Here is a 26,352-nt window from a genome sequence, read left to right on the forward strand (position 1 = left end):
GAGGAAATAAAGGAGATGGATCATTGTTTAACAGCAAACGTAGAGTATGTGTGGAAAATGGCTTACTTGCAAAATGCTTCATTAATGGCCTCAATGACTTCAGACGTCGATTGGCAACATGAGATTTGTCGGGAGATCGACGAGCTGCAGCTGGGCAAAACAAAAAAGCCGGGCCGCAAAAAGCGGAACACCGACTAAGAGAAAAAATACCACACCAATATAGTATGCCGTTTATAAGAGGGTGATTCCCGTGGCTTTTCTCATGCCCACGTAGCCCACAAATTGCCCACAATGGGGGAAATTTTCGCTTGTTTTCGAAAGTTTTAACACGGGCACAGAAGGGTAACTAAAAACGCTGAAACACCTTGATTTATAAGGGTTAGACGGGTTTAGAAGTAATAAGACGGGCAGTCTCAAACAACAGGAAGCACCTCTCTTACTTACCGTAGGAGGGTGCTTTTTTGCGTTTGAAAATCATGAAGTTCAGGAGGGGAGCCCATTGAATCTGATGTTTATGAACAGTATGGAAAAGGCGACGGAGGAGGGAAGAGTCCGGACGGCTCAGGTATCCATCGTTGAAAATCAAGGCGTATGGGCCGTGATGTGGAATGAAATCAAGGAGGACGGGCGGTCGGAGCAGGAGACCTGGTACGAGGGCTTGCATTGGGATGAGATGATGTCCTCCTTTCGGGAGGGGGTATTTATGAAACAGTGTGGAGGCTTTAAACCCCTGCTTGAGATGAGCGTAAGCGAGGTTGACGGACTGGATGGACGCGCCGCGTTTGTTCAGATGCTGCATTTTTACAGCGAGAAGCATTCGAATGAGGAGCTTTATGAGGCGCTGCGCCAATGGCGATGGAAGCAGGCGTCGCGCGAGAGCAAAGCGCAGTTCATCGTTGCTACGAACCGTTTGCTCAAACTGATCAGCACCTTCGTTCCCCAAACGGAAGAAGAACTGCTGCAGCTTCCCGGATTTGGACGAACCAAATTGTCCATGTACGGCGCAGAGATTCTTGCATTGACTGCAAAACTCCCGCAAAACGGCTTGTTTCCGTTAACGTGGGTGGAGGAAAAAGTCGACCCCATGGAATTCAATGCCTGGCTGTTGGAAGAGAAGGAACGTAAGCGGAAGGCGGAGGCGGACAAGCAGGAGATCAAACGGAAGCTGCTTGAGGCGATTTCCCGGGGCGAGCAGCTCGACAAGCTGATGGAGCAGACCAAGGTGCAGCGCAGGAATCTGCTCCTATGGATCGAGGAACTGGATCGCGACGGTTACGATTTAGGAAGCTATATCGAGCAGCTGCTCGAGCCGATTCCCGCAGCGGAACGGGAACGGGCTTGGCGGGCGTTCCAACAGCAGGGCGACCGTTATCTGAAGCCGATTCTGCAAGCCGTCTACAAGGAGGAAGAGCTCTCGGCCAAGGATGCGGACCGCATCTACGAATGGCTGCGCCTGCTGCGAATGAAATTTCGTCGTGCGAACGCGATGAAATCCGTTGAGGCAAGCTGATGCCGCAAAGAGCTCTGAAAACCACAAAAGACTGGCGATTAGAGCCAGTCTTTTTTGCGGAATAAAATGAACATGGATACACCGACAATGACCATAAATACAACGGTTGCGATTCCCCCATAATGCGAGTGAAGACCCGGGATATACTCGAAATTCATTCCGTAGATCCCCGTGATGAACGTCAGCGGCATGAAGATGGTCGTGAGCGCGGTGAATATGCGCATAATATCGTTCGCGCGGCTCGCCAGGCTGGATTGGTAAGCTTCCCGCAAGTTGCCCATCAAATCCCGGAGCGTATCGAATGTTTCAGAAATTTTGACGGCATTTTCGTAGATGTCGCCAAAATATTTTTTGAGCGGCTCGCTGATCAGCCTCAGTTCTTTTTTATGAAGCGTGAAAAGCACTTCCTTTTGCGGGACGAGCACTTTCCTGAGCCATAGAATCTCGCCTCGCAGCCCGATAATTTCATTCAGGTGAGACTTCTTCGTATGCATCAAAATATCTTCTTCGAGCTTTTCGATCTTCGCATCGATCCGGTCGCCGACAATCGTGTAATTGTCCACGATCAAATCCATGAGATGATACAAAAATTGGTCGGGGGAAGTGACCTTTTCTTCCCAGAGAACCGGCTTTACAGCACGGATTTCATTGATTTTCTGTCTTGTGATCGTGATGATGTAATGCTTGCCCAAAAAGATGTTCAAGGCGCGAAGGAAAATTTCTTCATCGTCAAAACGGATGCTGTTGACCACAATGAAATAATGCGTATCATAAAGCTCGATTTTCGGCCGCTGCTCTTCTTCCGTAAGCATGTCTTCCACGGCCAATTCATGAAGATGAAATAAAGGCTGTAAAATATCCAAATCCTCCGGCTCGGCATCAATCCAGTAAAAGCCGTGCTGAGGCGGATAAGCGGTCTGAGTAATGTCTTCAACAAGTGTAAAAATGCCATCCTGCACTAAACGTGCCTTCATAGGTTCCACCCCTTTTGCTTGTACCCGAGTGGAACGCACGGTCGGCGTCAGCCGTTCCGGGCAGCGAGGCGGTCATTTCCGGAATAGAACGTCAAGCCTGCCTTCTACCGTCTGGGGCAAGAATCCGACGAACGGCTGCGACCGGGTTCCAAACGAGTTATTCTGTTGTTTGAACGTAAGATGTTTACCCCTCGGGTCTCCGTCCATTCGAATACTGCACCCCTTTTTTGCATGAATTGTCGAATACTTGTCTAGTATAACTCCTCATATTCGAGAAGACAATCCATAATGTATAGAAAAAATGCACCTTACCACATACTATGAATGCGTGTATCTTTTGGTGCCGCGGAGTCCATCCGGAAAGCGTACAATTCGTTCGATGGCGTGAGGCATGCGCTTGACGATCGCCGAGTTTTCGTATACATTATTATTATCCAAATTCAACTGAATAGATTCGGTTTCACACTCTTATCAAGAGCAGGTGGAGGGACTAGCCCTATGATACCCGGCAACCGACAGTTCTTTGCATAACAAAGACTGCACGGTGCTAAATCTTGCGGAAGCTGTAGCGGCTTCTGAGAGATGAGAGAGGACGATGTTACAGACAAAGGCCTTTCTCGTGCGTGCGAAGAAGGCTTTTTTATTTTGCCTGCTGCGAGCGTGAGAGTGCAAGGAACATACGAATCCTACAATGAAAAGGAGTGATTTTCCGATGCCTATCAAGGTTCCAGATAATCTGCCTGCCAAAGAAATATTGATCAACGAGAATATTTTTGTCATGGACGAAAGTGTGGCATATCGTCAAGATATCCGGCCGCTTCGCATTGCCATTGTGAATTTGATGCCGACCAAAGAGACGACGGAAACGCAGCTGCTGCGGCTGATCGGAAACACTCCGCTGCAGGTCGAATTCACACTGCTGCACCCCAAAACACACAGGTCCAAAAATACATCACCCGAGCATTTGGAACAGTTTTACAAAACGTTCGAAGATGTAAAGCATGAACGGTTCGACGGCATGATCATCACCGGGGCTCCAGTGGAACAAATGGATTTTGAAGACGTCAACTACTGGGATGAGATCAAGCAAATCATGGAATGGAGCAAAACGCATGTCACCTCCACCATGCATATTTGCTGGGCGGCGCAAGCCGGGCTGTATCATCACTTCGGCGTCCCGAAATATCCGTTGGAGGAAAAGATGTTTGGCGTGTTCCCGCATACCATCACAAGGTCCAATGTCAAACTGCTTCGCGGCTTCGACGAGTTGTATCTGGTGCCCCAATCCCGCCATACGGAGGTGCGCCGGGAGGACATTTTGAAGGTGCCGGAGCTTGAAATTCTTTCCGAGTCGGAGGAGGCGGGCGTATATATCGTCGCTACCCATGACGGTAAGCAAATTTTTGTTACCGGACATTCGGAATATGATGCGTGTTCACTCAAAATGGAGTATGACCGCGATATCAATAGAGGGTTAAACATTGCCATCCCGAAAAATTATTACCCGAACGACGATCCCAGCAAGCCGCCGCTTAACACTTGGAGGGCGCATGCCAATCTGTTGTTCTCCAATTGGCTCAATTATTATGTGTACCAAGAGACACCGTTTGATCTGCACAAGGGGGAATTCGTAAGATGAGTAACAGCAAAGAGGAAAATCAGCGATGGAGAATCGAAAGCCGGCTGGCTCAAATCGGTTCTCAGGAGGAGCCGGTGACCGGAGCGGTCAGCTTTCCGATTTATCAATCCACGGCGTTTCGTCATCCGAAGCTTGGGCAAAGCACCGGATTCGATTATGCACGTACGAAGAGTCCGACGCGCAAGGTGCTTGAAGATGCAATCGCCGAGCTGGAATCCGGAGATGCGGGGTTTGCCTGCAGCTCCGGAATGGCGGCGCTGCAGACGATTTTCGCTTTGTTCAGTCAAGGGGATCATTTGATCGTTTCGCTTGATTTGTACGGCGGTACATACCGTCTCCTTGAACGTATCATGTCACGCTTCGGAGTGACGGCCACTTATGTGGATACGAACAATTTAGATGAGCTGGAAGCCAATATCAAGCCGAACACAAAAGCGATTCTGATCGAGACGCCGACGAATCCGCTCATGATGATTACGGATCTGGAGCTTGTGTGTTCCTGGGCCAAAAAGAAAGGCATTCTTTCGATCGTTGACAACACGCTGCTGACGCCTTTCTTCCAGCGGCCGATCGAGCTTGGCGCAGACATCGTCATTCACAGCGCGACCAAATATCTCGGAGGCCATAACGATGTCCTTGCCGGACTGATCGTGACTAAGGGCAAGGAGCTGTCGGAGCAGATGGCCTTCCTGCACAATTCCATCGGCGCGGTGCTGAATCCGCAGGACAGCTGGCTGTTAATGCGGGGAATGAAGACGCTGGCCATCCGTATGGAGCGCCATCAAGCCAACGCGCTGGCCGTGGCCTCGTTCCTGAAATCCCATCCGCAGGTGGAAGCGGTGTATTATCCGGCGCTTCCGGACCATCCGGGTCATGATATTCAGAACAAGCAGTCCTCGGGCAACAGCGGTATTTTTTCTTTCAAATTGAAAGATGCCCGCTACGTCGAGCCGATTCTGCGGCATATCAAGCTGATTGCGTTCGCGGAAAGCTTGGGCGGGGTCGAATCGTTAATGACGTATCCGGCCGTCCAAACGCATGCGGACATTCCCGAGGAAATCCGCCGCAGGATTGGCGTGGATGACAAGCTGCTGCGCTATTCCGTCGGGATAGAACACGTTGACGATTTGATTGCGGATTTGTCCCGGGCTATTGACTTGGCCCGTCAGGAGATCGAGGAAAATCAGCCGCTGACGTTAGGATAAACGATAAATGCAGCCGGTGGCCTTGGCAGGCGTCACCGGTTTTTCTTTGGATCATGTCTGAAGGACCATCCTATTCACTGAGAATAACTCCGGATAACCTGAACAATTTGTTGAATTTTTGACCGTTTGAAGGCCTATGGTCCGAAATGACGGTCTTTTTGTATAGCGGGTAGCGTGTGATTTATGATACGATGAATAGGGTAAAGGAGATGAATGCGATGAGTTCCATCGACCGGATATTGGAGCATGCGCTGGCCGGGAATCGGATTAGCCTGGAAGATTGCATCACGCTCTATGAATCGGATGAAATTGAAAAAATGGGCCATGCCGCTAACCAGATTATGCTGAAGCACCACCCGGAACCGATTACGACCTTTGTGATCGGGCGGAATGTGAACTATACCAATATTTGTGATGTGTACTGCCGGTTTTGCGCCTTCTACCGGGCCCCGGGCTCTAAAGAAGGGTACGTGCTTCCGGATGATGTCATTTTCCAAAAAATCCAGGAAACGATAGATGTCAACGGGACGGAAATCCTGATGCAGGGAGGAACGAATCCGGACCTTCCTTTCACGTACTATACGAATTTGCTGCGTGAGATTAAGAAGAGGTTCCCGCAAATTACGATGCATTCCTTCTCTCCTGCGGAGATCATGAAGATGAAGGAAGTATCGAACGGCCTTACGCTGGAAGAGGTCGTCCGCGCGCTTCACGAGGCGGGACTTGATTCGCTTCCGGGCGGCGGCGCGGAAATATTGGATGATCGGACGCGGCGCAAGATCAGCCGTCTGAAGGGCTCCTGGCGCGACTGGATGGATGTCATGCAGACAGCCCACCGGGTCGGGATGCATACGACGGGTACGATGGTGATCGGCTTCGGCGAGTCCATAGAAGAGAGAGCGCTGCATCTGCTCCGCATTCGCGACGCTCAAGATGAATGTATAGCCAACGGCTGGAATTCACCGGGCTTTCTGGCCTTTATCTCATGGACCTTCCAGCCGGAGAATACGAACATGAAGGCCGAGAAGCTGGGGGCGGAGGATTATCTCAAAAATGTGGCGATCAGCCGCATCATGCTGGATAACATTCCGAACTTCCAATCTTCATGGGTAACGATGGGACCGGAAGTAGGCAAGCTGTCCCTGCATTACGGCTGCAACGATTTCGGTTCGACGATGATCGAGGAGAATGTCGTATCCGCCGCAGGAACCACGCATAAGGTGAACATCAGCTCGACGCTGCAGATCATTCGTGAAGCGGGCAAGATTCCGGCTCAGCGCAATACGAAGTACGAAATTTTGCGCGTGTTTGACGATGCTTCGGTGTCTGTGGACAAGGACTTTGTTATGCAAAATTAATATGCAAAAAAGACGCTTGCCTCTGTGGAGCCAGGCGTCTTTTTTCATAGATGGGATCAGCCAAGCCAATGGAACTGGCGGCTTGGCGCCGTTTCGTCGGGAGGAGGAAAAAGGAAGGGATCGGGCAGCAGCAGCTCCGGCGTCAGGGTGGCGGTAAAGGCGGCATCCGCTGCTGCGCCGTTGGCGATCTCCACCTCGGTGCCTTTGGGAACCAGGGGATAGATGGCCGTAATATCGCTGTTGGTTAGCCGGATGCATCCCAGCGATTGATTTTGACCAATCGACTCTTTATCGAAGGTTCCATGGATGGCAAGCTGTCCCATACCGAGCGCTGCGGCCCCGTATACCCCGGGATGGATGCCTTGCGGGTCCAGAACCCTCTCGGAGATGAAGAAACGGCCTTCCGGAGTAAGGTTGTCCCTGCCCACTCCGACGGGGGCTTCCGCAAGGATAAGCGGGCCGGCCGCAAGCCGTAAAGCATGGGCGGACGGATCGACGGTCAGCTTCACAGGAACATAAGGGAAGGCTGTACCCTTTATGGTGTTGGGATAAAACATAGCGGACGGTTCCTCTGCCGTTGGATCGTACACCCAGCCGCCGCTGCGATCAAAAACGGTTCGGACATTCGCCGAACCGGATTCCGTTTCTATAGGGAGGAAGCTTAAATAATTATTAGGGTAATCTTTAAGCAGCAAACCGATGGAGGCGGGAGGGCTCCCGTGATCCTCCTGATAAGCAAGGAGAGCCGTCCGGACCAGGTTGGCGCCCGCGGCGGTATGAAGCTGCTGCAGTTCGGTATTCAGAAAACGGATTTTTACGGCCGTATCGATGGCCGGGTTATATTCCGCTACGACAAAGGCTTTGCTTTTAGTCGTCTCGTCGGTTAGCGGCATCGCTTTATTGTCGGCGACCGTCACGGGTGAAGCCATACCGTAAATGCGAATGCTGTGCGTCGGATAAGTTTCCGACAGCTGCAATGCTTTGGTGTGCAGCGCTTTTTCGACTTGCTCGCGAGGGAAACCGTATGGGAAATGCATGATAAACGGCGTCTCCACGCTTTCATAGGTGACTTCTTTGCCGATGGACCATGGGATGACTACGGATACCGCTTTGGATACGGATCCGGGCCCGTAAAGTGCCGCAAGCAGAAGGAAATTCAATAACAACAGCACGATGATAAGCGTTTTCAAAAACAAGGGAATGAAAGGTCGCGTCCTCGTGCCGGAAGAAGAAGCGATGTCTCCGGCATGGTGGGGAGTTGACGGATTCAATGGTTGAGTATCCAACCTGCGAATGGCTGTGTATGCAGGATAATAGTATGGGGAAGGGTGCGTCTTCATCGCTTCCTTGTAATGAAAAAGGGCTTTGCCGGTATCTCCTGCATGCTCGAATTGCTGTCCTAACCGATAATGTGCTTCAGGCGAATGAGGATCGAGGTAGCGGAGGACTTTTTCGTGATAGTTCGGGTCGCTGCGGTTCACGTAAACATTTTTGTGAAGGTGAACCAGATTGTCCGCTGCCGGGGGTTTATACCGATCGCGATTATGCCGCATATCTGCCCTCCTGTTCATCACAACGTTATGATACATATAGTATCATATTTATTCTGGATTTAATATAAGAACATATTTAATATACGCAACGTATCAATAAAAAATGATATTCCGGGCGATGGCGCCATGTTTTTTATGTATCGGCTTGAGAAATACACCATAATTGTGTGTAAATCTCATTTATTCCTATACTTAGGCCGGCGGATATTTGTATATATGCGAATGTCCTACCATATACTTAAAAAAGAAAGTAAGGCCTCAAAGGAGTGAGTGGGGATGAAGCTGTTTACAGTGACCTTGACCAAACGTACGGATGAGCAAGCAGATCGGCTGTATCGACTGCTTCAATCCTCCTGCGGGATCCTACATCATAAGGAGCACATCCATATCGCCCTGGACCGGCGGAAAGGCTTGTATCGAATAGAAGTCAGCGGAGTGCCGCCCGGATTTCGGTTGAAGGAAGACGGCATTCGAGTTTATAAAGCAGCGGCGGATGTCCTTGCGGATTATGTACTGGAGGAAGAGGAGCGGGAACTGCTGCTCAAGATCATTAAACAGGACTTTAACTATAAGCAGGATGACGAAGTGGAAGGCATCCTGGCCTTTTGCAGGCAGGTGCTGTACGGTGAAGGCGAATGGGGCGAAGGAGCCGGTCAAACGGAGGCTTATTTAAGAAGAAAACAAAAAATTATATCGGAGTTTTACGAATATCTCGAGGTGTATACGGAGTTCGACCTGAACGGATTTTTGCGGTTTCGGCTTCATGCCTACAAGGATGAGCTGCGGGATGTGGTGGAATACGCGATCGATGAATTTGTGATGGACCGGCAGTATCAGGAATTCATCTCCCTGCTGCAGTATTTTGTCTATATCCAGGAGGCGAAAATACCGTTCGTGCATCTGATTCATAAGGGGGGCAGTGATTTTTTGCTGCTTAACGAACAGATGGAAAGCATGGAAACCCCGGAAATGGATGCGGTCGTTACTGTAGAGATGCTTGAGAAGGAAATCAATTTTGAAGATATGATCATCAGTACTTTAATTACCGTTTCTCCCCAGCAAATCTATATTCACACCCGGGAACCGGAGCTGCAGGTGATCAAAACGATCAAGCAAATTTTTGAAAACCGGGTGGAATTGTGCGGGTACTGCAGGTTGTGTCATAATCTTGACCGGGGAGCGGCAGCTGAATATAATAAAGGTTAAGGCTATGATCAAAGACATGAACGATTGAAGTGCTGCCCAGAGAGAGGGGACTTGGCTGAAATCCCCTTCAGTGAACGACAATGGTTTACCCCTTTGTAGCCGTGATGTGGAACGACGACCGTATCGGCGGAGCGACCGTCAGCAGGCGTTCAGTATATGTCACCGGATCATTCACGTTATCGAATGTTTTGAGGATTCGCAAGCATGGCGTCCTGTCAGGAATCGGCTTTCGAATCGAATTAGGGTGGAACCACGAGCCAAGCGCACTCGTCCCTTACGGGATGAAGCGCTTTTTTATTTTGAAAAGGGACTTAGAATCGGAGGTACAGGAGTATGGCAGTAAAAGTAAGTTTTCCGGATGGCGCAGTAAGGGAGTTTGAACGGGGGACCACGGTAGAGGACGTTGCGGGCTCGATCAGCCCGGGCTTGAAAAAGAACGCTGTGGTGGGCAAAATCAATGGCAAGCTGGTGGATTTGAATACGCCGATTGAAGCGGATGCCGCGCTTCAAATCGTGACTCTGGACAGCGAGGAAGGACTGGAAGTATACCGTCACAGTACGGCGCACTTGATGGCGCAGGCGATCAAACGCCTGTACGGCGAGAAGAACGTCAAGCTCGGGATCGGCCCGGTCATCGAGGACGGCTTCTACTATGATATCGATATGGAGACCTCGCTGACGCCGGAGGATCTTGGGAAGATCGAAAAGGAAATGGAGCGGATCACTCAGGAGAATTTGCCGATTCGCCGCCGCGAAGTGAGCCGGGAAGAAGCGGTTCGCATCTTCACCGAGCTGGAGGATCCTTTGAAGCTCGAACTGATCCGTGATCTGCCGGAGGACTCCGTAATTACGATTTACGATCAGGGCGAGTTCTTCGATCTATGCCGCGGCCCTCATCTTCCTTCCACCGGACGGATCAAAGCGTTCAAGCTGCTGAGCGTAGCGGGCGCTTACTGGAGAGGAGACTCCAAAAACAAAATGCTGCAGCGCATTTACGGTACGGCTTTCCCGAAAAAAGCGGAGCTGGACGAGCATCTGCATCTGCTGGAGGAAGCCAAAAAACGCGATCACCGCAAGCTGGGCAAAGAGCTGAAAATGTTCACTTTCTCCAGCGAGGTCGGACAAGGACTGCCTCTGTGGCTTCCGCACGGAGCAAAATTGCGCCGCACGATGGAGCGCTACATCGTCGATTTGGAGGAACGGTTGGGGTATCAGCACGTCTACACACCAGTGCTCGCTAACGTCGAGCTTTACAAAACGAGCGGCCATTGGGAGCACTACAGTGAGGACATGTTCCCCAAGATGACGATGGATAACGAAGAACTGGTGCTGCGTCCCATGAACTGTCCGCACCATATGATGGTGTACAAAAGCGACATGCGCAGCTATCGCGACCTGCCTGTACGGATCGCCGAGTTGGGTACGATGCACCGTTATGAAATGTCCGGAGCGCTGACCGGTCTTCACCGTGTCCGGGCGATGACACTGAACGATGCACATATTTTCTGCCGTCCGGATCAGATTAAAGAGGAGTTTGCCCGTGTTGTGAACCTGATTCGTCAGGTATATGAGGATTTCGGGATTAAGGAATACCGGTTCCGCTTGTCTTACCGCGATCCTAAGGATACGGAGAAGTATTTCCAAAACGACGAGATGTGGGAGATGTCGCAACGCATGCTGCGTGAGGTTGTGGAGGAGCTGGGCCTTCCGTTCTTTGAAGCAGAGGGCGAAGCGGCCTTCTACGGTCCGAAGCTTGACGTGCAGATCAAAACCGCTCTTAAGAAGGAAGAGACGCTGTCTACTGCCCAGCTCGATTTCCTGCTGCCGGAGCGTTTCCAGCTGGAGTACGTCGGCGCCGATGGCCAGAAGCACCGTCCGGTTGTTATTCACCGCGGCATTATTTCGACGATGGAGCGCATGACGGCCTTCCTGCTCGAGAATTTTGCAGGCGCATTGCCGACCTGGCTGTGTCCGGTGCAGGCGAAAGTCCTTCCGGTATCCGGCAATTTCGAGGCTTATGCCAAGGAAGTGGAAGAGAAGCTGAAGCTCGCAGGTATTCGTGTGGAGGCCGATTTGCGGAACGAGAAGCTCGGCTACAAAATCCGTGAAGCCCAATTGGAAAAAATCCCCTACATGCTTGTAGTGGGCGAGAACGAGGTCCAATCGGGCAGCGTGTCGGTACGCAAGCGGGGACAAGGCGATTTGGGCGCTCAAAGCCTGGAGAGCGTCATTGCGATGATTGAAGAAGACATCCGTTCAAAGCAAGTATAAACAACTCTCCGTTCTTCTAACGCTTATTGAACTGGAAAATCTGCACTTGTAAATAGCGGGACCGTCAGGCGGACAAGCCTGGCGGTTTTTTGCGAAAAAGGGCAGTCTTGACATGAAAGGAAAAATTTATTAAATCAGATTGTTTATATGTTTTCCAATTATTCTTTTTTATCGACAAGATCGAATAAGCGGCTGTGTATAACTTTGTCCACATTACCCACCGCATAAATAACAGTTATTAGAAGGTTATTAACAAGATACACACAGGTTGTTCACATGATTTTGTGGATAACAGAACGCTTGTTCTAATGTTAACCGCATGCTAATATGATGGTAGATTACAGAATAAGGTGATAGTTATTATGAAACTTATCAGTGATGAGATGTTGGTCGAGTCCTATTTCAAAGCTATTGAGTTGCAGTTAGAGGATGAATTTGTTGCGTTGTTGTTGGATGAAATTAGACACAGGCAAATCAACCTAGATTACTACAGAGCGGGTGAAGCCCAGGTCAGCTGACCGGGCTTTTTTTTCTTTTTCAGGTGATTTAAGAGACGGGCTGCAATGGAGTATAAAAAACAGAAAATACCCAAAATAAAAACGGACCGTGGAGTCCGTTTTTTGTAGAGCCTAAATGTAAACCCGTGCTTAGAGCTTCATGTTCGAGCTGTGACCCGGGGAAAGCTTGGCTGAAGGATCGATATATACTTTGGCGTTGTTGATCGCCGTTGGCGCTTCGCCGAAACCGACGGCGATCAATTTCAGCTTGCCAGGGTAAGTGGTGATGTCGCCGGCAGCGAAAATGCCGGGAATGTTCGTTTCCATCCGGGAATCGACGACGATCGAGCCGTTGTCGATCTCAAGTCCCCATTCCGCGATCGGACCGAGAGTGGAGACGAAACCATAATTAATAATAACAGCATCCACATCTACAACGGTTTCTTCACCTGTTTTGATGTGCTTGAGCGTGACTTTTTCGATCTGGCTGTTTCCGTGCAGGGCGGTGATTTCCGTTGGAGTAACCACTTCGACCTTGGACTTCATCAGGTTTTCTACACTGTGCTCATGGGCGCGGAATTTATCGCGGCGGTGAACCAAGGTCACCTTCTCGGCGATAGGCTCCAGCATCAGCGCCCAGTCTACAGCGGAATCTCCGCCGCCGCTAATGAGCACCTTTTGTCCTTTAAACCGGTTAAGATCGCTTACGAAATAATGCAGGTTTTTCTTTTCGTATTGTGCCGCTTCCGGAAGTTCCAGTCTTCTCGGTTCAAACGCGCCGACGCCCCCGGTAATGATGACCGCTTTGGAATGATGGGTTCCTTTGTCCGTAGTCACTTCGAACAGCCGCTCGTCTTTTTTCTCCACCTTCAGCACTTTTTCTTCCAGGCATACTTCGATCGGAAAATGCTTCATTTGGGTATACAGATTGTTGACCAGCTCTTGTGCCGTCACTTTGGGAAATCCGGCCACATCATAAATATATTTCTCCGGATAGAGCGCGGCCAATTGTCCTCCAAGCTGCGGCATACTTTCAATCAATTTTACGGAAGCCTGCCGCATTCCTCCATAAAAAGCGGCGAACATACCTGCAGGGCCACCGCCGACAATAATCACGTCGCTGATTTGGTTACTCATGAAAAAATAACACCTCCGAAGTTCAATCCTTTTTATTATAAACGTACGTCCAGTAGTATGAAAATAAAAAATCCCCTTTTCAATGAGTGATTTAATTGATTAGCCCGATAAAGTTTTTGTATAGCTTTCGACATTTTTTGCGTGTCTTACTGGCGTATGCCCCATTATTCTGCTGATTTTCCTACTATTTTATCCAAAATAGGGCTTGCTATTTAAGTCATAAAATTATATTATTTTTGTGAATTGGTTAAAACTGTTGTACCACGTATGCTTTAAACGTTCATACTTTCATTTTCCGACGGAAAAAGTAAAGATGGAAGCTATTTTTGGTATAACTTGTGTATTTTTTCACAAGCGCTATGATAGACATATACAACGCAAATGCGGGATGGAAGGGATAAAGCCATGAGTCGAATTCCGAGAATAGTCATTTTAGGCGCAGGGTATGGAGGCATTGTAACAGCTATTCGCTTACAAAAAGAGTTGAATTATAATGAGGCGGATGTCACATTGGTAAACAAGCATGATTACCATTACATCACAACGCATCTGCACATGCCGGCCGCAGGGACGGACAATCCCGAGAATGCAAGAGTGAATATTTTGAAGCTCATCGACGAGTTTAAAATTGACTTTGTGAAATCCACGGTCGTTCAGATTCGTCCGCAGGAGAAGAAGGTCATTCTTGAAGAAGGAACGCTCTCGTACGACTATTTGGTCATCGGTCTAGGCGGCGAACCGGAAACGTTCGGGATTCCGGGTTTGAAGGAATATGCAATGAACATTCGCTCGATCAACAGCGTGCGCCTCATTCGCGAGCATATCGAATACCAGTTCGCCAAGTTCAAGCGTGAACCTTCCCGTACCGATTACTTGACTTTTGTCGTCGGCGGAGCAGGGTTTACGGGGATCGAATTTGTCGGCGAGCTGGCTGACCGCATACCTCAGCTGTGCAAGGAATTCGACGTGGATCCTTCCCTTGTTAAAATTTATAACGTTGAAGCGGCGCCGACCGCACTGCCGGGCTTTGATCCGGAGCTGGTCGAGTACGCGATGGAAGTTCTGCAGAAAAAAGGTGTGACGTTCAAAATCGCTACAGCGATCAAAGAGTGCACGCCGGAAGGCGTCGTGCTGGCAACGGGCGAGGAAATCAAGTCCTCCACGGTCATTTGGACCGGCGGTATCCGCGGTAATCACCTGCTGGATGAAGCTGGTTTCGAAACGATGCGCGGCCGCATTAAAGTGGATGAGACGCTGCGTGCGCCAGGCTACGACCATGTGTACGTCCTGGGCGATTGCTCCATTGTAATGAATCCGGAAGGCCGTCCGTATCCGCCAACGGCGCAAATTTCGATGCAACAGGCCGAAGTGTGCGCAAGCAATCTGGTTGCTCAAATCCGCGGCTCCGAGCTGAAGAAATTTGAATACAAACCTAAAGGTACAGTGGCGTCCCTCGGCCGCGGCGAAGCGATCGGGATTGTCGGTTCAAAGAAAATTAAAGGCGGAATCGCCGCCATCATGAAGAAAATCATCGATTTGCGTTACCTGTACATCATCGGCGGAATTCCGCTGGTCATTAGGAAAGGAAAGTTTTAAATCGTGAGACACTGCAGCGTTCAAGTTCGGGGACTTCTGACGCGGGATGAGCTTGACCGGTACAATGCGCTGATGGACGTCGGCCATTATTTGGAATCGCAAGAGCGCTACGATCTGGTTCATACGGTACAGAAGGAAATCGATATTTTGATTCTTCCCGCCATCGAGCGGCTGAAAGAGAAGTCGCGGCAGCGCGACCGGGATACGGAAGAATACCTTCGCCGTAAAGAGCTTGAAAAAGAACTGGCGCGTTTGACAGCGGACGATGATGAAGATTGACCAATATAACCTTATCGCAGCCCGGTATGAGTTAGGAACCGTGCGCGATAAGGTTTTTTGTCGGCTGTATTCAGGAATGCCGGGCCTATAGCTTCAGCATCGCTTCCATTTTGTCTTTATCCAGCAGATTTCCGACATAAAATTCGCCGAACTCGCCGAAGCGTGCGCTCGTTTCGTCAAAACGCATTTCATAGACGATCTTCTTGAATTGAAGCGCGTCATCCGCAAACAGGGTAACTCCCCATTCCCAATCGTCCAAACCGATGGAGCCGCAGATAATTTGCTTGATTTTGCCTGCATAATTACGGCCGATCATGCCATGGTTCCGCATAAAGTTACGGCGCTCTTCGGTAGACAGCATGTACCAGTTGTCATTGCCTTCACGGCGCTTGTTCATCGGGTAGAAGCAGATATGTTTTGCTTTTGGAAGGATCGGTTTCAAACGGGCGAGAATTTCGGGATCCTGCATCGGGTCCGATCCGGGTTTGGCCATGTAGCCGCCAAGTTCTACAATTGAAACATAGGAATAGGTCGGTATTGTAACTTGAGCGAATAACGTTTTGTTAAACGCGGTTTCAAGCTCGTTCAGCTCTTCGAGCGTTTCGCGCAGGTGCATGAACACAAAATCGGCTTTTTGTCCGACGATGGAGTAAAAAGCGGTGCTTCCCTGCTTTTGGTCTTCCGTATTCTGGTACTGGCGCAGCAAGGTGTACAGCTCATCCTCTGCGCGGGCTCTCTCCTGGTCCGTCAGGCTCTTCCAGGCATTCCAGTCGATGGCGCGGAAATCGTGCAGGCAGTACCAGCCTTCCAATGTAGAAACGGCTTCACTCATGATATACAACTCCTTTATATTGGAACATTTATGATATAATTTTGAGGTTGCTTGTTTCATTGTAACGAAATCGGTAATAAAGGGCAAATGACAGACCGTGACAAAACAGCGAACGATTTGTGTCCAAATTCTCTGTTCAGTCACCGTTCACTTTACCGGGCACTCCTGTTTATTATAAAATAGAATGGAAAAGCCTGCGTTGTGTGCGAAAAGAAAGGGGTTGTCCGGATTGCTTCAATTAATTATCGTTACGATGCTGTTGTTCGTGCTTTTCTTCGGACTCGGTTTTATACTAAACATGCTGATGAAAACGACATGGTTTCCCATTTACGGATATATCGTACTGGTCATCGGGTTGGTCATTTATTGGGAATGGGGTACCGGTTCGCTTGGCGCAAACCTTGCAGAGTACTCGATTGTCGATTATATACCTGCGATCGGCGGATTAGCCGGCGCCATCGTCAGCGGCTCCACGATCAAATCTCTTCGGCAAAAAGGCTACAAAATGTTTTAAACTCCTTGATATTTCTGATATTTTGTCGCTTTGATTTTCCTGCTTATCCCCCCTCAAGGCCCTGCCATTTTGGCGGGGCTTACGTTTTTTAAGGTGGTTTGGTGTGAAGCGGAGAGCCGTGTAACTGCCGGAGAGTTTACGTGCCGCCTTTGAAATCGGGTTCTAACCGCTACGTAAGTTAATAATAAGAAGAACCTGATTTCAAGAGCGGCCGGAGGCAGTTAACACGAGCTCGCAGCGGAACGCCGGCAGCCACCCTGGCACTTCAGCCACGCCAACCAGAGCAGAGCCTTCTTTTTCATCTACACATGTTGTCGATTCCTGTGGTAAAATGGAGAGTAAGACTCGCAACACGGATGGAGCTTTGAACGAATGCGAATAACGAATTTGCTGCATTTTTCCGAATACCACCGTTTCTATGTCGTACGGGATTTCGCGCTGAGCAGCCTGGATTACAAGATGCTGACCGCCGTCTACCAGCCTATGGTCGGGGCGTATGCCCTGAGCATATACCATACGCTGTTTCAGCAGCTGCCGGCCGACAAAACAGGCTGCTCCGAGGTGGAGCAGCAGCGCAAGCTGTTTTTGGCGCTGGAGCTGGAGGCGGGAGAGCGGGGCAGAAAGCTCTTTATTGAACAGACCTCGCGTCTCGAGGCGGTAGGGCTTCTGAAAACCTCCCGCCGGTTTGCGGCGGCTTCGGAGGACTATGTATATGAATATACGCTGTATGCGCCCCATACGCCGGCGGAATTTTTCCGCAACCAGCATTTGACGCTGCTGCTGCGGGATAAGGTTGGCAAGTATGCGGTCTTTGCGCTTCGGGACGAGCTGGTGCGGCCGGAGCCTGACGAACTGAAGAATGCCAATACGGAGAATTTATCCGTGCCCTTCTACGAGCTGTTCCGGCTCAACACACAGGTGGTCGATTATGAGCTGGAGCAGGCTTTCTTCGAATCCGCCGCGTCTGAACCTGCGGAAGGGAAGCCGGAAGTCACGTACAAGGGCTATCAATATGCCGACATCATCATGCATTTCCCGCGCGAATCCATAAACCGGGAGTACGTGGAGAGGCTCAAATACGAAACAGAGCAAATGGCAACCATTAATTTTGTGGCCAAAAAGTATAATTTACACCTGACGGACGTCTGCCGCTTACTGGATGAGGATGGCGTGTTTGATGAAGAGGGCCGGGTGGTGCTGGAACTGCTTCAGCATAAGGCGAATCAGATCTTCCGGGCGGATAAGAAACGAAGCGACGACCGTACCCGTTTGCTGGCCAAATTGACCGACAGGCAGGGTGAATTGAACCGCGGCGGCGAAGGCCCGGAATCGGGGGACAACATCGTCGAAATGGAATATTATCTGGACGTGCCCGATATTTTTCAAGGCGAATGCAACCAGCATCAGTATAATTACATTTTGCGTAATGAGCCCTACACGTTCCTGCTGGAGAAAATTTTTTCGAAGGGTTCGGTACCGGACGGTTTGCTCGATACGCTGGCAAAGGTCGATTTGAATTACGGCTTGCGTGAAGAAGTCATCAATGTGCTCATTCATTATATCTATGTAAATAAACGATCCTGGTCAAGGGCATCCATTGAATTCAGCGTGACGGATATGCTGGGGAAACAGGTGAACTCGTTCGAACAAGCGGTGCAATACATACGCGAGCAGATGAAATATACGGACAAGAAAGCGTCTCGCGATGCGCAAAGCCCAAGAGGCAGGGGCGCTGCAGCGGCAAGGGGAAGCCGGGCAGGAGGGCGCCAGAAGCCGGTCATCCCGATCGTCAAGGATGCGCCTAACGTCAAACGGTTAACGGAAGCTGAACGGGAGACGCTCCGCAGAAAAGCTCAGCAGCTGGACGGACAGCGGTAGGCTTTAGTCCGGTCAATGAATCGGAAACCATGGGGAGGTGAAGCCGGTGGAATCGTTAGGAGAGTTGCTGCGCGGGATGCAGGGACGACAGTTGTTAAAACAGGCGGATGAAAAGTTACAGCAGGTGGCAAAGGACCCGCTCATCGTGAAGCTGAGACAAAAATATCCGGAGCTTGATCTTCAGACGATGAAGCTGAATTTAAATAAGCTGCACCAATATGTGACGGAATATAACAACTGTTCCAATTGTCCGGGCCTGGACCGCTGTCCGAACGATTTTGAAGGTCATTACTCGATACTGACGGTGGAGGCGGCGGAAGATCGGATCCGCATCCACGATCAGAAGGTGGCCTGCAAAAAGTTTATCGCAAGGTCAACGCAAGAGGCGGTACGCAGCCGCATTCGCAGCTTCTATGTAGATGAGCGGGCGCTGTCGGAAGGTTATTCGTCATTGGAGATTTTGGGCAAGGACCCCGATCGTGAAGAAGCTGTCGGGCAGGTGATGGATTATATTTTCCAGGTGCGGGAAAACGGGCTGCAACCGAAGGGGCTTTACCTGGCAGGGGCGTTCGGAACAGGAAAAACCTTCTTAATGTGTTACCTGCTTTATGAGCTGGCCAAAGACGGATATACGGGAGCCATTGTGTACATGCCGGATTTTGCCGAGGATTTGAAGTCGATGTTCCAGGAACCGCTGAAGCTGAAGGAAACGATTGATGTGCTCAAGGAAACGGATCTGCTGGTATTTGACGACATCGGCGCGGAGAACCTGAATCCGTGGCTGCGCGACCATGTGATGGGAGCGATTCTCAATTACCGGATGAACCGCAAGCCGACGTTCTTTACCTCTAATCTGGATTTAACCTCGTTGGAGAAGCATTTCAGCTTCACCAGTAAGGATGGAGACGAGGAGTACAAAGGGCAGAGAATCATGGATCGCATCCGGCATTTTGTCGATGTGGTCATGGTGAATGGAACGAATAAACGGGGCTTGCAATAAGCGGCCGCTTATAAAAAAGGTAAAAAAGCCCTTCTCGCGTCATGCAGACGTCGAGAAGGGCTTTTGGCTTTGGGAAAACTAACTTGTCTAATGAGAAATTACTTCACCAAAACGGAGACAACGGTAGCCACTACCGCGATTCCGATAAGAACGATAAAGAATACGCCAAAGCCCATGGCCGTATCCATCAAATCGTCGCGTCCTTCTTCGTATACGTGCAGCTCCGGATGTTTCGGATCGTTCATGTCCCTTTCCTCCTTCGGCAATTAGCCGGGGTGCATATATAAAGACAGTATACCCAACTTTCGAAGGAATTGTAAAGAACGTGAAAGTGACAATTATGCAAACTTTAGCGCGGTTGAAAAAGGGCCGTGATGTGGTATACTTTACATGTTGGCATACCAAACCGAAAGGAGAATATATAAAATATGGCAATCGTAAATGTTACTGACCAATCCTTTACTAATGAAGTAGAAGGATCCGGTACGGTTCTAGTAGACTTCTGGGCTCCTTGGTGCGGTCCTTGCAAAATGATCGCTCCTGTACTTGAGGAGCTGGATAAAGAAATCGGCGACAGTGTAAAAATCGCCAAGGTGAACGTGGATGACAATCCGGAGTCCGCTTCCCGTTTTGGCGTTATGAGTATTCCTACGCTGATTGTGTTCAAGGACGGACAGCCGGTGGACAAGGTTGTCGGCTTCCAATCCAAGGATGCCCTGAAAAACGTACTGAGCCGCTATCAATAAATTGGCAGCAGGCGAGTAAGGTGACGAAAAAGCTCTTTTTCTGCTATGCTGGAAAAAGAGCTTTTTGTTATGGAAAGGAGGAGCGCAGATGACCGAGCACGAAGGGGGAGCCCATCACCTACAGGAACGGAAGAAGACGCTGGAAGCCATCAAAAACAAGCTGTCGCTCGTACCGGAGCAGCCCGGCTGTTATTTGATGAAAAACCGGGAGGGCACCGTCATCTATGTCGGCAAAGCGAAAGTGCTGCGCAACCGGCTGCGATCCTATTTTACCGGCAGTCATACCGTGAAGACGCAGTTGATGGTCAATGAGGTCGTCGACTTCGAATACATTGTTACGGCCAGCAATGTGGAGGCGCTCATTCTTGAGGCCAACCTGATTAAAACGTATTTTCCGCGATATAACGTTCTGCTTAAGGACGACAAATCGTTTCCATATATTAAAATTACGAATGAAAAGCATCCGCGGCTTGAGGTGACCCGCCGGGTGCTGAAGGATAAAGCCAAATATTTCGGACCCTACCCGAACGCCTTTGCGGCACAGGAGACGAAGAAGCTGCTGGACCGGTTGTACCCGCTGCGCAAATGCAAGACGCTTCCGGACCGGGTATGCTTGTATTACCATCTTGGCCAATGTATCGCCCCCTGCGAATATGAGGTGGAGCAGGATACGTATGACAAGATGGTCCAAGAGATCAGCCGTTTCTTAAACGGCGGACATCATGCCATCAAGGCGGAGCTGACTCGTAAAATGAACGAAGCGGCAGAGGAGCTGAACTTCGAGCGGGCAAAGGAACTCCGTGATCATATTCTGCAAATCGATGCCGTGATGGAAAAGCAGAAAATTACGACAACGGATACCGTGGACCGGGACATATTCGGCTTTGCCGTAGACAAAGGCTGGATGTGTGTGCAAATCCTGTACATGCGCCAAGGCAAGCTGATCGAACGCCACGCCTCTCTCTTTCCATATTATGGCGAGGCGGATGAAGACTTCCTCACTTTCGTGACGCAATACTACAGCGAGAATCCGGCGCTGCCGAAGGAAGTCTTCCTGCCGGCGTGGGGAGCGGGGCAGAAGCAGGAAGAAGCAGGCGATCCTGCCGGGAAAGCGGAGCATAAGGCCGGCTTCTCCGATGCTGAATCGGAAGAACATGAAGTGGCGGCCAAAGTCGAAATCAAGGAGGCGCTTGAAAGCTGGCTGAAGGTAAAGGTGCATATTCCGCGCCGGGGCCTGAAGAAGAATATGGTGGATATGGCTTGCGAGAATGCCCGGGTTGCGCTTGAAGAAAAATTCCGTTTGATTGAACGGGATGAGGAGCGTACGGTCAAGGCAGTGGAGAACCTAGGCCGCTATTTGGGCACGGGCGTCGTACGGCGCATCGAGGCGTTCGATAACTCCAACATTCAAGGCTCGGACCCCGTATCGGCGATGGTTGTATTTACGGACGGCAAGCCGGACCGTAAGGAATACCGCAAGTACAAAATACGCACGGTAAAGGGACCGGACGACTATGAAACGATGCGCGAGGTAGTAAGGCGCCGCTATGAACGGGTGCTTAAGGAAGGTCTGCCGCTGCCGGATCTCGTTGTCATTGACGGCGGAAAGGGGCATATCGCTGCTGCGGTGGACGTGCTTGAGAACGAGCTCGGACTCTTTATACCCGTTTGCGGTTTGGTAAAAGACGCCAAGCACAAAACCGCGCAGCTGCTTATGGGCGATCCGGCCGAGGTTGTGCCCCTGCCGCGCGACAGCCAGGAATTTTATTTGCTTCAGCGCATCCAGGACGAAGTGCACCGGTTCGCGATCACCTTCCACAGGGAAACGAGGGCCAAGTCGATGGTCGTCTCCCAGCTGGATGCCGTACCCGGCGTTGGGGAGAAACGGCGGAAAGCGCTGCTGAGGCATTTCGGTTCCCTGAAAAAAATAAAAGAGGCCAAGCCTGAAGACTTTAAGCCTCTTGGTATCGGTCCAAAGCTGGCGGAGCAAATCATAACGGCGTTAAATGGCCGGAGCCAGGGTGCGGATTCGGATCCGGCGAAGGATTCAGCGGGGGAAACGACGGGGGCCGTCGATTGAATCCGGCGTGCAGCAGAGACAGCACCCGGCCGATAGCCAATGGCGCCGCCAAATAAGCCGCGCCGATAGCGACCTGTTCGGGCTCTCCGACGAACATGATCGAGAGCCCCATCAGGATGCTGTTCATGGACGCATGGGTGAACAGAGCGGTAAGCAAGCCATATTTCAAGAATACATAACCGAATATCAATCCGATGACCGTCACCTCGACCAATCGGGTGTACACCGGGTAAATAGGGTATTGGGTATGGCTCATCGCCCAGATGACGCTCGGCAGCAGTACGGCCAGGAAACGGCTGCGTGTCAGCTTCAGCATGAGGGCGATGCCCAACAGCCGGTACACCGCCTCTTCGGAGATGGAGGCCACCCAGGCCATCAACGGAAATATACCGGGATAGGTCATGTTGTATACGGAGTCGGCCGGGTCGCTGACCGTCCATACGCCGAACACTTCGGTACCGATAAAAAACATGGTTTGCTGCAGGCCCAAAATGAACAAGCAAATGAAATAACCTCGTACCGCCGCTTTCCATACCTCGCCTCCGAATACAGAGTCCCGCCAAACCGGCCAGGGATTCCATCCGCGGTCGAGCCAGAGCCGCCGCCCCGCACTCAAGGCCAAATACGTCGAAAGGGCCATCAGTCCGACAACAATATTGGTGAACCATAAGTAAAACAGGGCTACTGGCCAGGAAGGTCCGCTTCCGTGCATCGTTCGGAAAGCAGGGATCATATTAAAATTGTTGACGATATAAATCGCCACGAAGAAAAACGTGAGCAGCGCACCGCGCGCATAGCGGATGTCACGCCGCCGCCGCACAACAAGGATCAGCGCCGCGAGTGTCATCACAAGCGAGATTCCGATACTGATCCGCGTCATTAAAGCGGAACGGCGATCCTGCGCTTCCTGCCAGGCCATGAACGCATCCGGAACCGTAAATACCGGCTCAAACGCAGTGACCCGGCTGCCGGACACTTTCAGGTGAAGCTCCAGCGGGGCTTCGCCTATTCGCTCCGTCTTGCTACGGAAGATGAGACTTCCGTTCCCGGCCCGCCCGGATTCGCCCGTCAATGCAAATTCCGCGGGGTCATAGCCCATCTCCCGAATGGCGGTATTCGCCGTCTTCAGGAGGCCGGCATCCGGAGAGCTTACGGATTCGCTTCTGGCGGTTGCGGTCCGGCTCATCGAGAATCCGAATATGGCCAAGGTTTTATAATTCACCGCCACATAGTACGTTGCGCCCTTTTCGATGTCGTTAATCTCCACCTCAAAATATTCGAGGGGAAATCGTCCTTCATATTTTTCTTGTATTGATCGTATAGCTGCTCCTTTAGCAAATAGCCGTTTCTTACCGGGTAAGATTGGTACAAGGTATGGGCTTGTGCGCCTGGTCCTATCGCAAAGCGGTTGCGGACAAAGCTCATCGCAGCATTCGCCGCTTGCTGCTTTGTAACGACGGGAAGGTCTTCGGCATCGTCTTTAGGGAGGCGAGTCTTGTCCAAATAGGCGGAGGCAAACGTAACGCCCAGGTACAGCATCAGGCCAAGGACGGCCAGAAGCAGCAGTGGAGGTTCGAATCGTCGTTTCGGCATGAAATGCTCCTTAGCAGATATGGGATAATAACAGTCTATTCTTTTAAGGTAGCATACATTCCATAAGCAAATCCAATGATAACAAGAGCTACGCGAGGCAATATTCAGCAAAGCGAAGCGCCACACCTATAAAAACGCTTACATATGTCGTAATTTTGCGAAATCCGGTGCATTCAGGTGAAACAAGGCTTTGTACTTCAATGAAAAGAGGATTATAATTCATATCAATTGAACAGCGAGCCGAATTTCTAAAGGAAAACGGGGGAACCATGAGTTTAGGGGTGAATTCAGCGGATACAATCCGCTGATAGGGTGCCTGTACATCCGAATCCGACAGCTAACCTCGTAGGCTTGAATTACAGGAACCTTAAATTGACATTGGGTTTCCAGTGTCTTTTTTGTTGCCTGAAACGTCAAATAGGGGTGCATTCATGAAAACCATTGCCAGGAAAGTCGAGCTCACGCCTCCGCAAATTTTGGTCATCGGTTTTGCTGTTATGATCTTGATCGGCTCCATGCTGTTGTCGCTTCCCGCGGCCTCGGCCAGCGGTGTACCGATGCGTTTCCTGGATGCTTTATTCACGGCGACATCGGCAGCCTGTGTAACCGGACTTGTCGTTGTGGATACGGGCACTTATTTTACCCTGTTCGGCCAGATGGTTATCATGCTATTGATCCAGGTCGGCGGGCTCGGGTTTATGACCATGGCTACCTTATTCGCATTTGCCCTGAAAAAGCGCATCTCACTTAAAGAAAAGCTTATTTTGCAAGAAGCACTGAACCAGAACAGTCTTGAAGGCATTGTGCGGTTAATCCGTAAGGTGATGATTTATTCGCTCACGATTGAGTTTACGGCTGCCGTTATTTTCGCTGTTCGATGGTCGGTTGATTTGGGTCCCGGTAAAGCGGCTTATTATGGTATTTTTCATGCCGTCTCCTTCTTCAACAATGCCGGTTTCGATATTTTCGGGCCGGTAACGGGAAAATTCAGCAGCTTGACGGCTTATGCAGCTGATCCGGTGATCAACGCGGTTTCGATGGGACTCATCATTTTGGGTGGAATCGGTTTCGTCGTTCTGTCGGACCTCATGGATTATAGAAGGAACCAAAAGCTGACGCTTCATACCAAAGTGGTGCTAAGCGCTACCGGTTTTTTGATCGGAATCGGGGCGTTGATTATATTTATCTTCGAATTTACGAATTCCAGAACGCTTGGACCGCTCGACTGGTCCGGCAAAATACTTGCCTCACTGTTTCAATCCGTTACACCGCGGACAGCTGGAGCCAATACGCTTGATATTGCCGGGCTTAGGCAGGCGACGCAGTTTTTTATCATCATTCTGATGTTCATCGGTGCTTCTCCCGGCTCTACAGGCGGAGGGATCAAAACGACGACCTTTACCACGCTGGTCGGCGCGATGATCGCGATGGTCCGCGGGAAGGAAGACATTGTACTCTTCCGTCACCGGTTAGGCAAAGAAAGGATTCTGAAGGCCGTTACGATTACGATGGTCGCTTTGGCGCTGGTCGTCACGATCACGATGATTCTTTCTACAACGGAGGATCATGCGTTCCTGATGATTTTGTTTGAAGTGACATCGGCCTTTGGCACGGTTGGCTTGTCGATGGGGTTAACACCGGATTTGTCGGATCTCGGCAAGATCCTTATCGCGTTTACTATGTTTACCGGACGTCTGGGTCCGCTGACATTGGCTTATGCACTGGGTCCGAAGGCGGAGAAGGAATTGTACAGATATCCGGAAGGCAAAATTACGATTGGTTAGGGGAAACGAATGGATGAAAAACACTCAATACGCAGTCATTGGATTAGGACGATTCGGTTCAAGTCTTGCCGAGGAGCTTCTGAAACTGGGCTATGAGGTGCTTGGCATCGATGTGGACGAAGAAGCGGTGGAGGAGATGAGCGACAAGCTGACGCACGTGGTGGTAGCGGACTCGACGGAAGAAGAGGTGATCCGATCGCTGGGCATCCGGAATTTCGATTGCGTGGTGGTGGCGATCGGCAACGATATTCAAGCGAGCATTCTTACTGCGATTCTATTAAAGGACATTGGGGTCAAAACGGTCGTAGCCAAAGCGCTGTCCGAGCTTCACGGCAAAGTGCTGAACAAAATCGGGGTTGACCGGGTCATTTATCCCGAACGGGATATGGGGATACGCGTAGCGCATCAACTCGTTTCTCCCAATTTGCTTGATTATATTGAACTGTCCAATGACTACACCATTGCGGAGCTGGCCGTACCCAAAAGGCTTGCCGGGCGGACGCTGAAGGAGCTTGATCCCAGGGCGCGTTACGGATGCAGTGTCGTGGCGATCAATAGAAAGAACGGTGTCATCATTGCGCCTACAGCGGAAGATACTTTCGAAGAGCGCGACGTTATGGTCGTGATTGGAACAAACGAACAGATCGAAACATTCGAGAATGAAGTCATCCGCTAGCAGGCGGACGGAGCAGATTTGATG

24 protein-coding genes and 2 riboswitches are annotated in these 26,352 nt (G+C 50.5%); of the genes, 17 read left to right on the forward strand and 7 right to left on the reverse strand.

Annotated features, from left to right (window positions below; genetic code table 11):
• Positions 1-198: DUF7667 family protein (locus EXW96_RS05300; protein ID WP_483874532.1), on the forward strand; the 198-nt coding region annotated here is incomplete at its 5' end.
• Positions 199-508: 310 nt separating this feature from the next.
• Positions 509-1,510 carry an HRDC domain-containing protein gene (locus tag EXW96_RS05305; RefSeq protein WP_254611300.1) on the forward strand — a complete coding sequence of 334 codons (1,002 nt, stop codon included), beginning with the start codon at positions 509-511 and terminating at the stop codon, positions 1,508-1,510.
• Positions 1,511-1,548: 38 nt separating this feature from the next.
• On the opposite strand, the gene corA is transcribed toward EXW96_RS05305, so the two are convergent.
• The gene (gene corA, locus EXW96_RS05310; protein WP_062409412.1) at positions 1,549-2,484 is read right to left on the reverse strand and encodes a magnesium/cobalt transporter CorA; all 936 of its coding nucleotides are present in this window, start codon (positions 2,482-2,484) and stop codon (positions 1,549-1,551) included.
• A gap of 465 nt (positions 2,485-2,949) precedes the next feature.
• Positions 2,950-3,073: riboswitch (SAM riboswitch) on the forward strand.
• A 123-nt stretch (positions 3,074-3,196) separates the two neighbouring features.
• Between corA and metA the strand changes: the two genes are divergently transcribed.
• The 3 genes from metA to mqnC all read left to right on the forward strand — a co-directional run bounded on the left by metA (position 3,197) and on the right by mqnC (position 6,686).
• Positions 3,197-4,123 (forward strand): homoserine O-acetyltransferase MetA, encoded by a 927-nt coding sequence (gene metA / locus EXW96_RS05315; RefSeq protein WP_054819377.1) that lies wholly within the window; start codon positions 3,197-3,199, stop codon positions 4,121-4,123.
• Positions 4,120-5,328: an aminotransferase class I/II-fold pyridoxal phosphate-dependent enzyme gene (locus EXW96_RS05320; protein WP_062409411.1), complete on the forward strand. Its 1,209-nt coding sequence runs from the start codon at positions 4,120-4,122 to the stop codon at positions 5,326-5,328. The genes metA and EXW96_RS05320 overlap by 4 nt, the downstream gene beginning before the upstream one ends.
• Before the next feature lie 218 nt (positions 5,329-5,546).
• Positions 5,547-6,686, forward strand: a complete 1,140-nt coding sequence (gene mqnC / locus EXW96_RS05325; RefSeq protein WP_062409410.1) for a cyclic dehypoxanthinyl futalosine synthase — start codon at positions 5,547-5,549, stop codon at positions 6,684-6,686.
• A 56-nt stretch (positions 6,687-6,742) separates the two neighbouring features.
• Here mqnC and EXW96_RS05330 read toward each other — a convergent pair whose 3' ends face one another.
• The gene (locus EXW96_RS05330; protein ID WP_174350095.1) at positions 6,743-8,239 is read right to left on the reverse strand and encodes a L,D-transpeptidase family protein; all 1,497 of its coding nucleotides are present in this window, start codon (positions 8,237-8,239) and stop codon (positions 6,743-6,745) included.
• 276 nt (positions 8,240-8,515) lie between these two features.
• Between EXW96_RS05330 and ytxC the strand changes: the two genes are divergently transcribed.
• The 3 genes from ytxC to sda all read left to right on the forward strand — a co-directional run bounded on the left by ytxC (position 8,516) and on the right by sda (position 12,234).
• Positions 8,516-9,445, forward strand: coding sequence for a putative sporulation protein YtxC (ytxC, locus tag EXW96_RS05335; protein ID WP_174350096.1), 930 nt, complete (start codon positions 8,516-8,518; stop codon positions 9,443-9,445).
• A gap of 333 nt (positions 9,446-9,778) precedes the next feature.
• Positions 9,779-11,716, forward strand: coding sequence for a threonine--tRNA ligase (thrS, locus tag EXW96_RS05340; RefSeq protein WP_062409407.1), 1,938 nt, complete (start codon positions 9,779-9,781; stop codon positions 11,714-11,716).
• 362 nt (positions 11,717-12,078) lie between these two features.
• On the forward strand, positions 12,079-12,234 hold the full coding sequence (gene sda / locus EXW96_RS05345) for a sporulation histidine kinase inhibitor Sda (protein WP_054819381.1): 156 nt from the start codon (positions 12,079-12,081) through the stop codon (positions 12,232-12,234).
• A gap of 129 nt (positions 12,235-12,363) precedes the next feature.
• On the opposite strand, the gene EXW96_RS05350 is transcribed toward sda, so the two are convergent.
• Positions 12,364-13,350 (reverse strand): NAD(P)/FAD-dependent oxidoreductase, encoded by a 987-nt coding sequence (locus EXW96_RS05350; RefSeq protein ID WP_062409406.1) that lies wholly within the window; start codon positions 13,348-13,350, stop codon positions 12,364-12,366.
• 405 nt (positions 13,351-13,755) lie between these two features.
• On the opposite strand from EXW96_RS05350, the gene EXW96_RS05355 reads away from it, so the two are divergent.
• Both EXW96_RS05355 and EXW96_RS05360 read left to right on the forward strand, forming a co-directional pair.
• The gene (locus EXW96_RS05355; RefSeq protein ID WP_174350097.1) at positions 13,756-14,946 is read left to right on the forward strand and encodes an NAD(P)/FAD-dependent oxidoreductase; all 1,191 of its coding nucleotides are present in this window, start codon (positions 13,756-13,758) and stop codon (positions 14,944-14,946) included.
• Positions 14,947-14,949: 3 nt separating this feature from the next.
• Positions 14,950-15,225, forward strand: coding sequence for a hypothetical protein (locus EXW96_RS05360; protein WP_054819382.1), 276 nt, complete (start codon positions 14,950-14,952; stop codon positions 15,223-15,225).
• Positions 15,226-15,310: 85 nt separating this feature from the next.
• Here EXW96_RS05360 and hemQ read toward each other — a convergent pair whose 3' ends face one another.
• Positions 15,311-16,057 (reverse strand): hydrogen peroxide-dependent heme synthase, encoded by a 747-nt coding sequence (gene hemQ / locus EXW96_RS05365; protein ID WP_054819383.1) that lies wholly within the window; start codon positions 16,055-16,057, stop codon positions 15,311-15,313.
• A gap of 229 nt (positions 16,058-16,286) precedes the next feature.
• Between hemQ and EXW96_RS05370 the strand changes: the two genes are divergently transcribed.
• The 3 genes from EXW96_RS05370 to dnaI all read left to right on the forward strand — a co-directional run bounded on the left by EXW96_RS05370 (position 16,287) and on the right by dnaI (position 19,449).
• The gene (locus EXW96_RS05370; RefSeq protein ID WP_054819389.1) at positions 16,287-16,571 is read left to right on the forward strand and encodes a YuiB family protein; all 285 of its coding nucleotides are present in this window, start codon (positions 16,287-16,289) and stop codon (positions 16,569-16,571) included.
• Positions 16,572-16,943: 372 nt separating this feature from the next.
• A complete protein-coding gene (locus EXW96_RS05375) occupies positions 16,944-18,449 on the forward strand; it encodes a replication initiation and membrane attachment family protein (protein WP_074729310.1) in 1,506 nt (501 codons plus the stop codon).
• Between the two features lie 46 nt (positions 18,450-18,495).
• Positions 18,496-19,449 (forward strand): primosomal protein DnaI, encoded by a 954-nt coding sequence (gene dnaI, locus EXW96_RS05380; protein WP_062409403.1) that lies wholly within the window; start codon positions 18,496-18,498, stop codon positions 19,447-19,449.
• A gap of 98 nt (positions 19,450-19,547) precedes the next feature.
• Here dnaI and EXW96_RS05385 read toward each other — a convergent pair whose 3' ends face one another.
• On the reverse strand, positions 19,548-19,694 hold the full coding sequence (locus tag EXW96_RS05385; RefSeq protein ID WP_137670599.1) for a YqzM family protein: 147 nt from the start codon (positions 19,692-19,694) through the stop codon (positions 19,548-19,550).
• Positions 19,695-19,877: 183 nt separating this feature from the next.
• Between EXW96_RS05385 and trxA the strand changes: the two genes are divergently transcribed.
• Positions 19,878-20,195, forward strand: coding sequence for a thioredoxin (gene trxA / locus EXW96_RS05390; RefSeq protein WP_054819385.1), 318 nt, complete (start codon positions 19,878-19,880; stop codon positions 20,193-20,195).
• 88 nt (positions 20,196-20,283) lie between these two features.
• Positions 20,284-22,275 (forward strand): excinuclease ABC subunit UvrC, encoded by a 1,992-nt coding sequence (gene uvrC, locus EXW96_RS05395; protein ID WP_074729308.1) that lies wholly within the window; start codon positions 20,284-20,286, stop codon positions 22,273-22,275.
• Here the strand turns inward: uvrC and EXW96_RS28265 are convergent.
• Positions 22,187-23,542, reverse strand: a complete 1,356-nt coding sequence (locus tag EXW96_RS28265; protein ID WP_309225029.1) for a CPBP family intramembrane glutamic endopeptidase — start codon at positions 23,540-23,542, stop codon at positions 22,187-22,189. The two genes, uvrC and EXW96_RS28265, sit on opposite strands and share 89 nt — an antisense overlap.
• A complete protein-coding gene (locus tag EXW96_RS27295; RefSeq protein WP_254611258.1) occupies positions 23,494-23,868 on the reverse strand; it encodes a hypothetical protein in 375 nt (124 codons plus the stop codon). The genes EXW96_RS28265 and EXW96_RS27295 overlap by 49 nt, the downstream gene beginning before the upstream one ends.
• A 228-nt stretch (positions 23,869-24,096) precedes the next feature.
• A riboswitch (cyclic di-AMP (ydaO/yuaA leader) is annotated at positions 24,097-24,235 on the forward strand.
• A gap of 64 nt (positions 24,236-24,299) precedes the next feature.
• On the opposite strand from EXW96_RS27295, the gene EXW96_RS05405 reads away from it, so the two are divergent.
• A complete protein-coding gene (locus tag EXW96_RS05405; protein ID WP_062409400.1) occupies positions 24,300-25,652 on the forward strand; it encodes a TrkH family potassium uptake protein in 1,353 nt (450 codons plus the stop codon).
• Positions 25,653-25,665: 13 nt separating this feature from the next.
• Positions 25,666-26,328 carry a potassium channel family protein gene (locus tag EXW96_RS05410; RefSeq protein WP_062409399.1) on the forward strand — a complete coding sequence of 221 codons (663 nt, stop codon included), beginning with the start codon at positions 25,666-25,668 and terminating at the stop codon, positions 26,326-26,328.
• Positions 26,329-26,352 lie beyond the last annotated feature (24 nt).

Source organism: Paenibacillus sp. JMULE4 (assembly GCF_013337105.1).
In the GTDB taxonomy this organism is placed as follows: Bacteria; Bacillota; Bacilli; order Paenibacillales; family NBRC-103111; genus Paenibacillus_G; species Paenibacillus_G naphthalenovorans.

What these genes read in the sequence shown, in the direction of transcription:
- trxA (WP_054819385.1), top strand. Translation starts at nt 19,878, where the DNA reads ATGGCAATCGTAAATGTTACTGACCAATCCTTTACTAATGAAGTAGAA.
- metA (WP_054819377.1), top strand. Translation starts at nt 3,197, where the DNA reads ATGCCTATCAAGGTTCCAGATAATCTGCCTGCCAAAGAAATATTGATC.
- mqnC (WP_062409410.1), top strand. Translation starts at nt 5,547, where the DNA reads ATGAGTTCCATCGACCGGATATTGGAGCATGCGCTGGCCGGGAATCGG.
- EXW96_RS05355 (WP_174350097.1), top strand. Translation starts at nt 13,756, where the DNA reads ATGAGTCGAATTCCGAGAATAGTCATTTTAGGCGCAGGGTATGGAGGC.
- thrS (WP_062409407.1), top strand. Translation starts at nt 9,779, where the DNA reads ATGGCAGTAAAAGTAAGTTTTCCGGATGGCGCAGTAAGGGAGTTTGAA.
- EXW96_RS05375 (WP_074729310.1), top strand. Translation starts at nt 16,944, where the DNA reads ATGCGAATAACGAATTTGCTGCATTTTTCCGAATACCACCGTTTCTAT.
- corA (WP_062409412.1), bottom strand. Translation starts at nt 2,484, where the DNA reads ATGAAGGCACGTTTAGTGCAGGATGGCATTTTTACACTTGTTGAAGAC.
- sda (WP_054819381.1), top strand. Translation starts at nt 12,079, where the DNA reads ATGAAACTTATCAGTGATGAGATGTTGGTCGAGTCCTATTTCAAAGCT.
- EXW96_RS27295 (WP_254611258.1), bottom strand. Translation starts at nt 23,868, where the DNA reads ATGCCGAAACGACGATTCGAACCTCCACTGCTGCTTCTGGCCGTCCTT.
- EXW96_RS05410 (WP_062409399.1), top strand. Translation starts at nt 25,666, where the DNA reads ATGAAAAACACTCAATACGCAGTCATTGGATTAGGACGATTCGGTTCA.
- EXW96_RS05385 (WP_137670599.1), bottom strand. Translation starts at nt 19,694, where the DNA reads ATGAACGATCCGAAACATCCGGAGCTGCACGTATACGAAGAAGGACGC.
- EXW96_RS05330 (WP_174350095.1), bottom strand. Translation starts at nt 8,239, where the DNA reads ATGCGGCATAATCGCGATCGGTATAAACCCCCGGCAGCGGACAATCTG.
- uvrC (WP_074729308.1), top strand. Translation starts at nt 20,284, where the DNA reads ATGACCGAGCACGAAGGGGGAGCCCATCACCTACAGGAACGGAAGAAG.
- EXW96_RS05305 (WP_254611300.1), top strand. Translation starts at nt 509, where the DNA reads ATGTTTATGAACAGTATGGAAAAGGCGACGGAGGAGGGAAGAGTCCGG.
- EXW96_RS05405 (WP_062409400.1), top strand. Translation starts at nt 24,300, where the DNA reads ATGAAAACCATTGCCAGGAAAGTCGAGCTCACGCCTCCGCAAATTTTG.
- hemQ (WP_054819383.1), bottom strand. Translation starts at nt 16,057, where the DNA reads ATGAGTGAAGCCGTTTCTACATTGGAAGGCTGGTACTGCCTGCACGAT.
- EXW96_RS05320 (WP_062409411.1), top strand. Translation starts at nt 4,120, where the DNA reads ATGAGTAACAGCAAAGAGGAAAATCAGCGATGGAGAATCGAAAGCCGG.
- ytxC (WP_174350096.1), top strand. Translation starts at nt 8,516, where the DNA reads ATGAAGCTGTTTACAGTGACCTTGACCAAACGTACGGATGAGCAAGCA.
- EXW96_RS05350 (WP_062409406.1), bottom strand. Translation starts at nt 13,350, where the DNA reads ATGAGTAACCAAATCAGCGACGTGATTATTGTCGGCGGTGGCCCTGCA.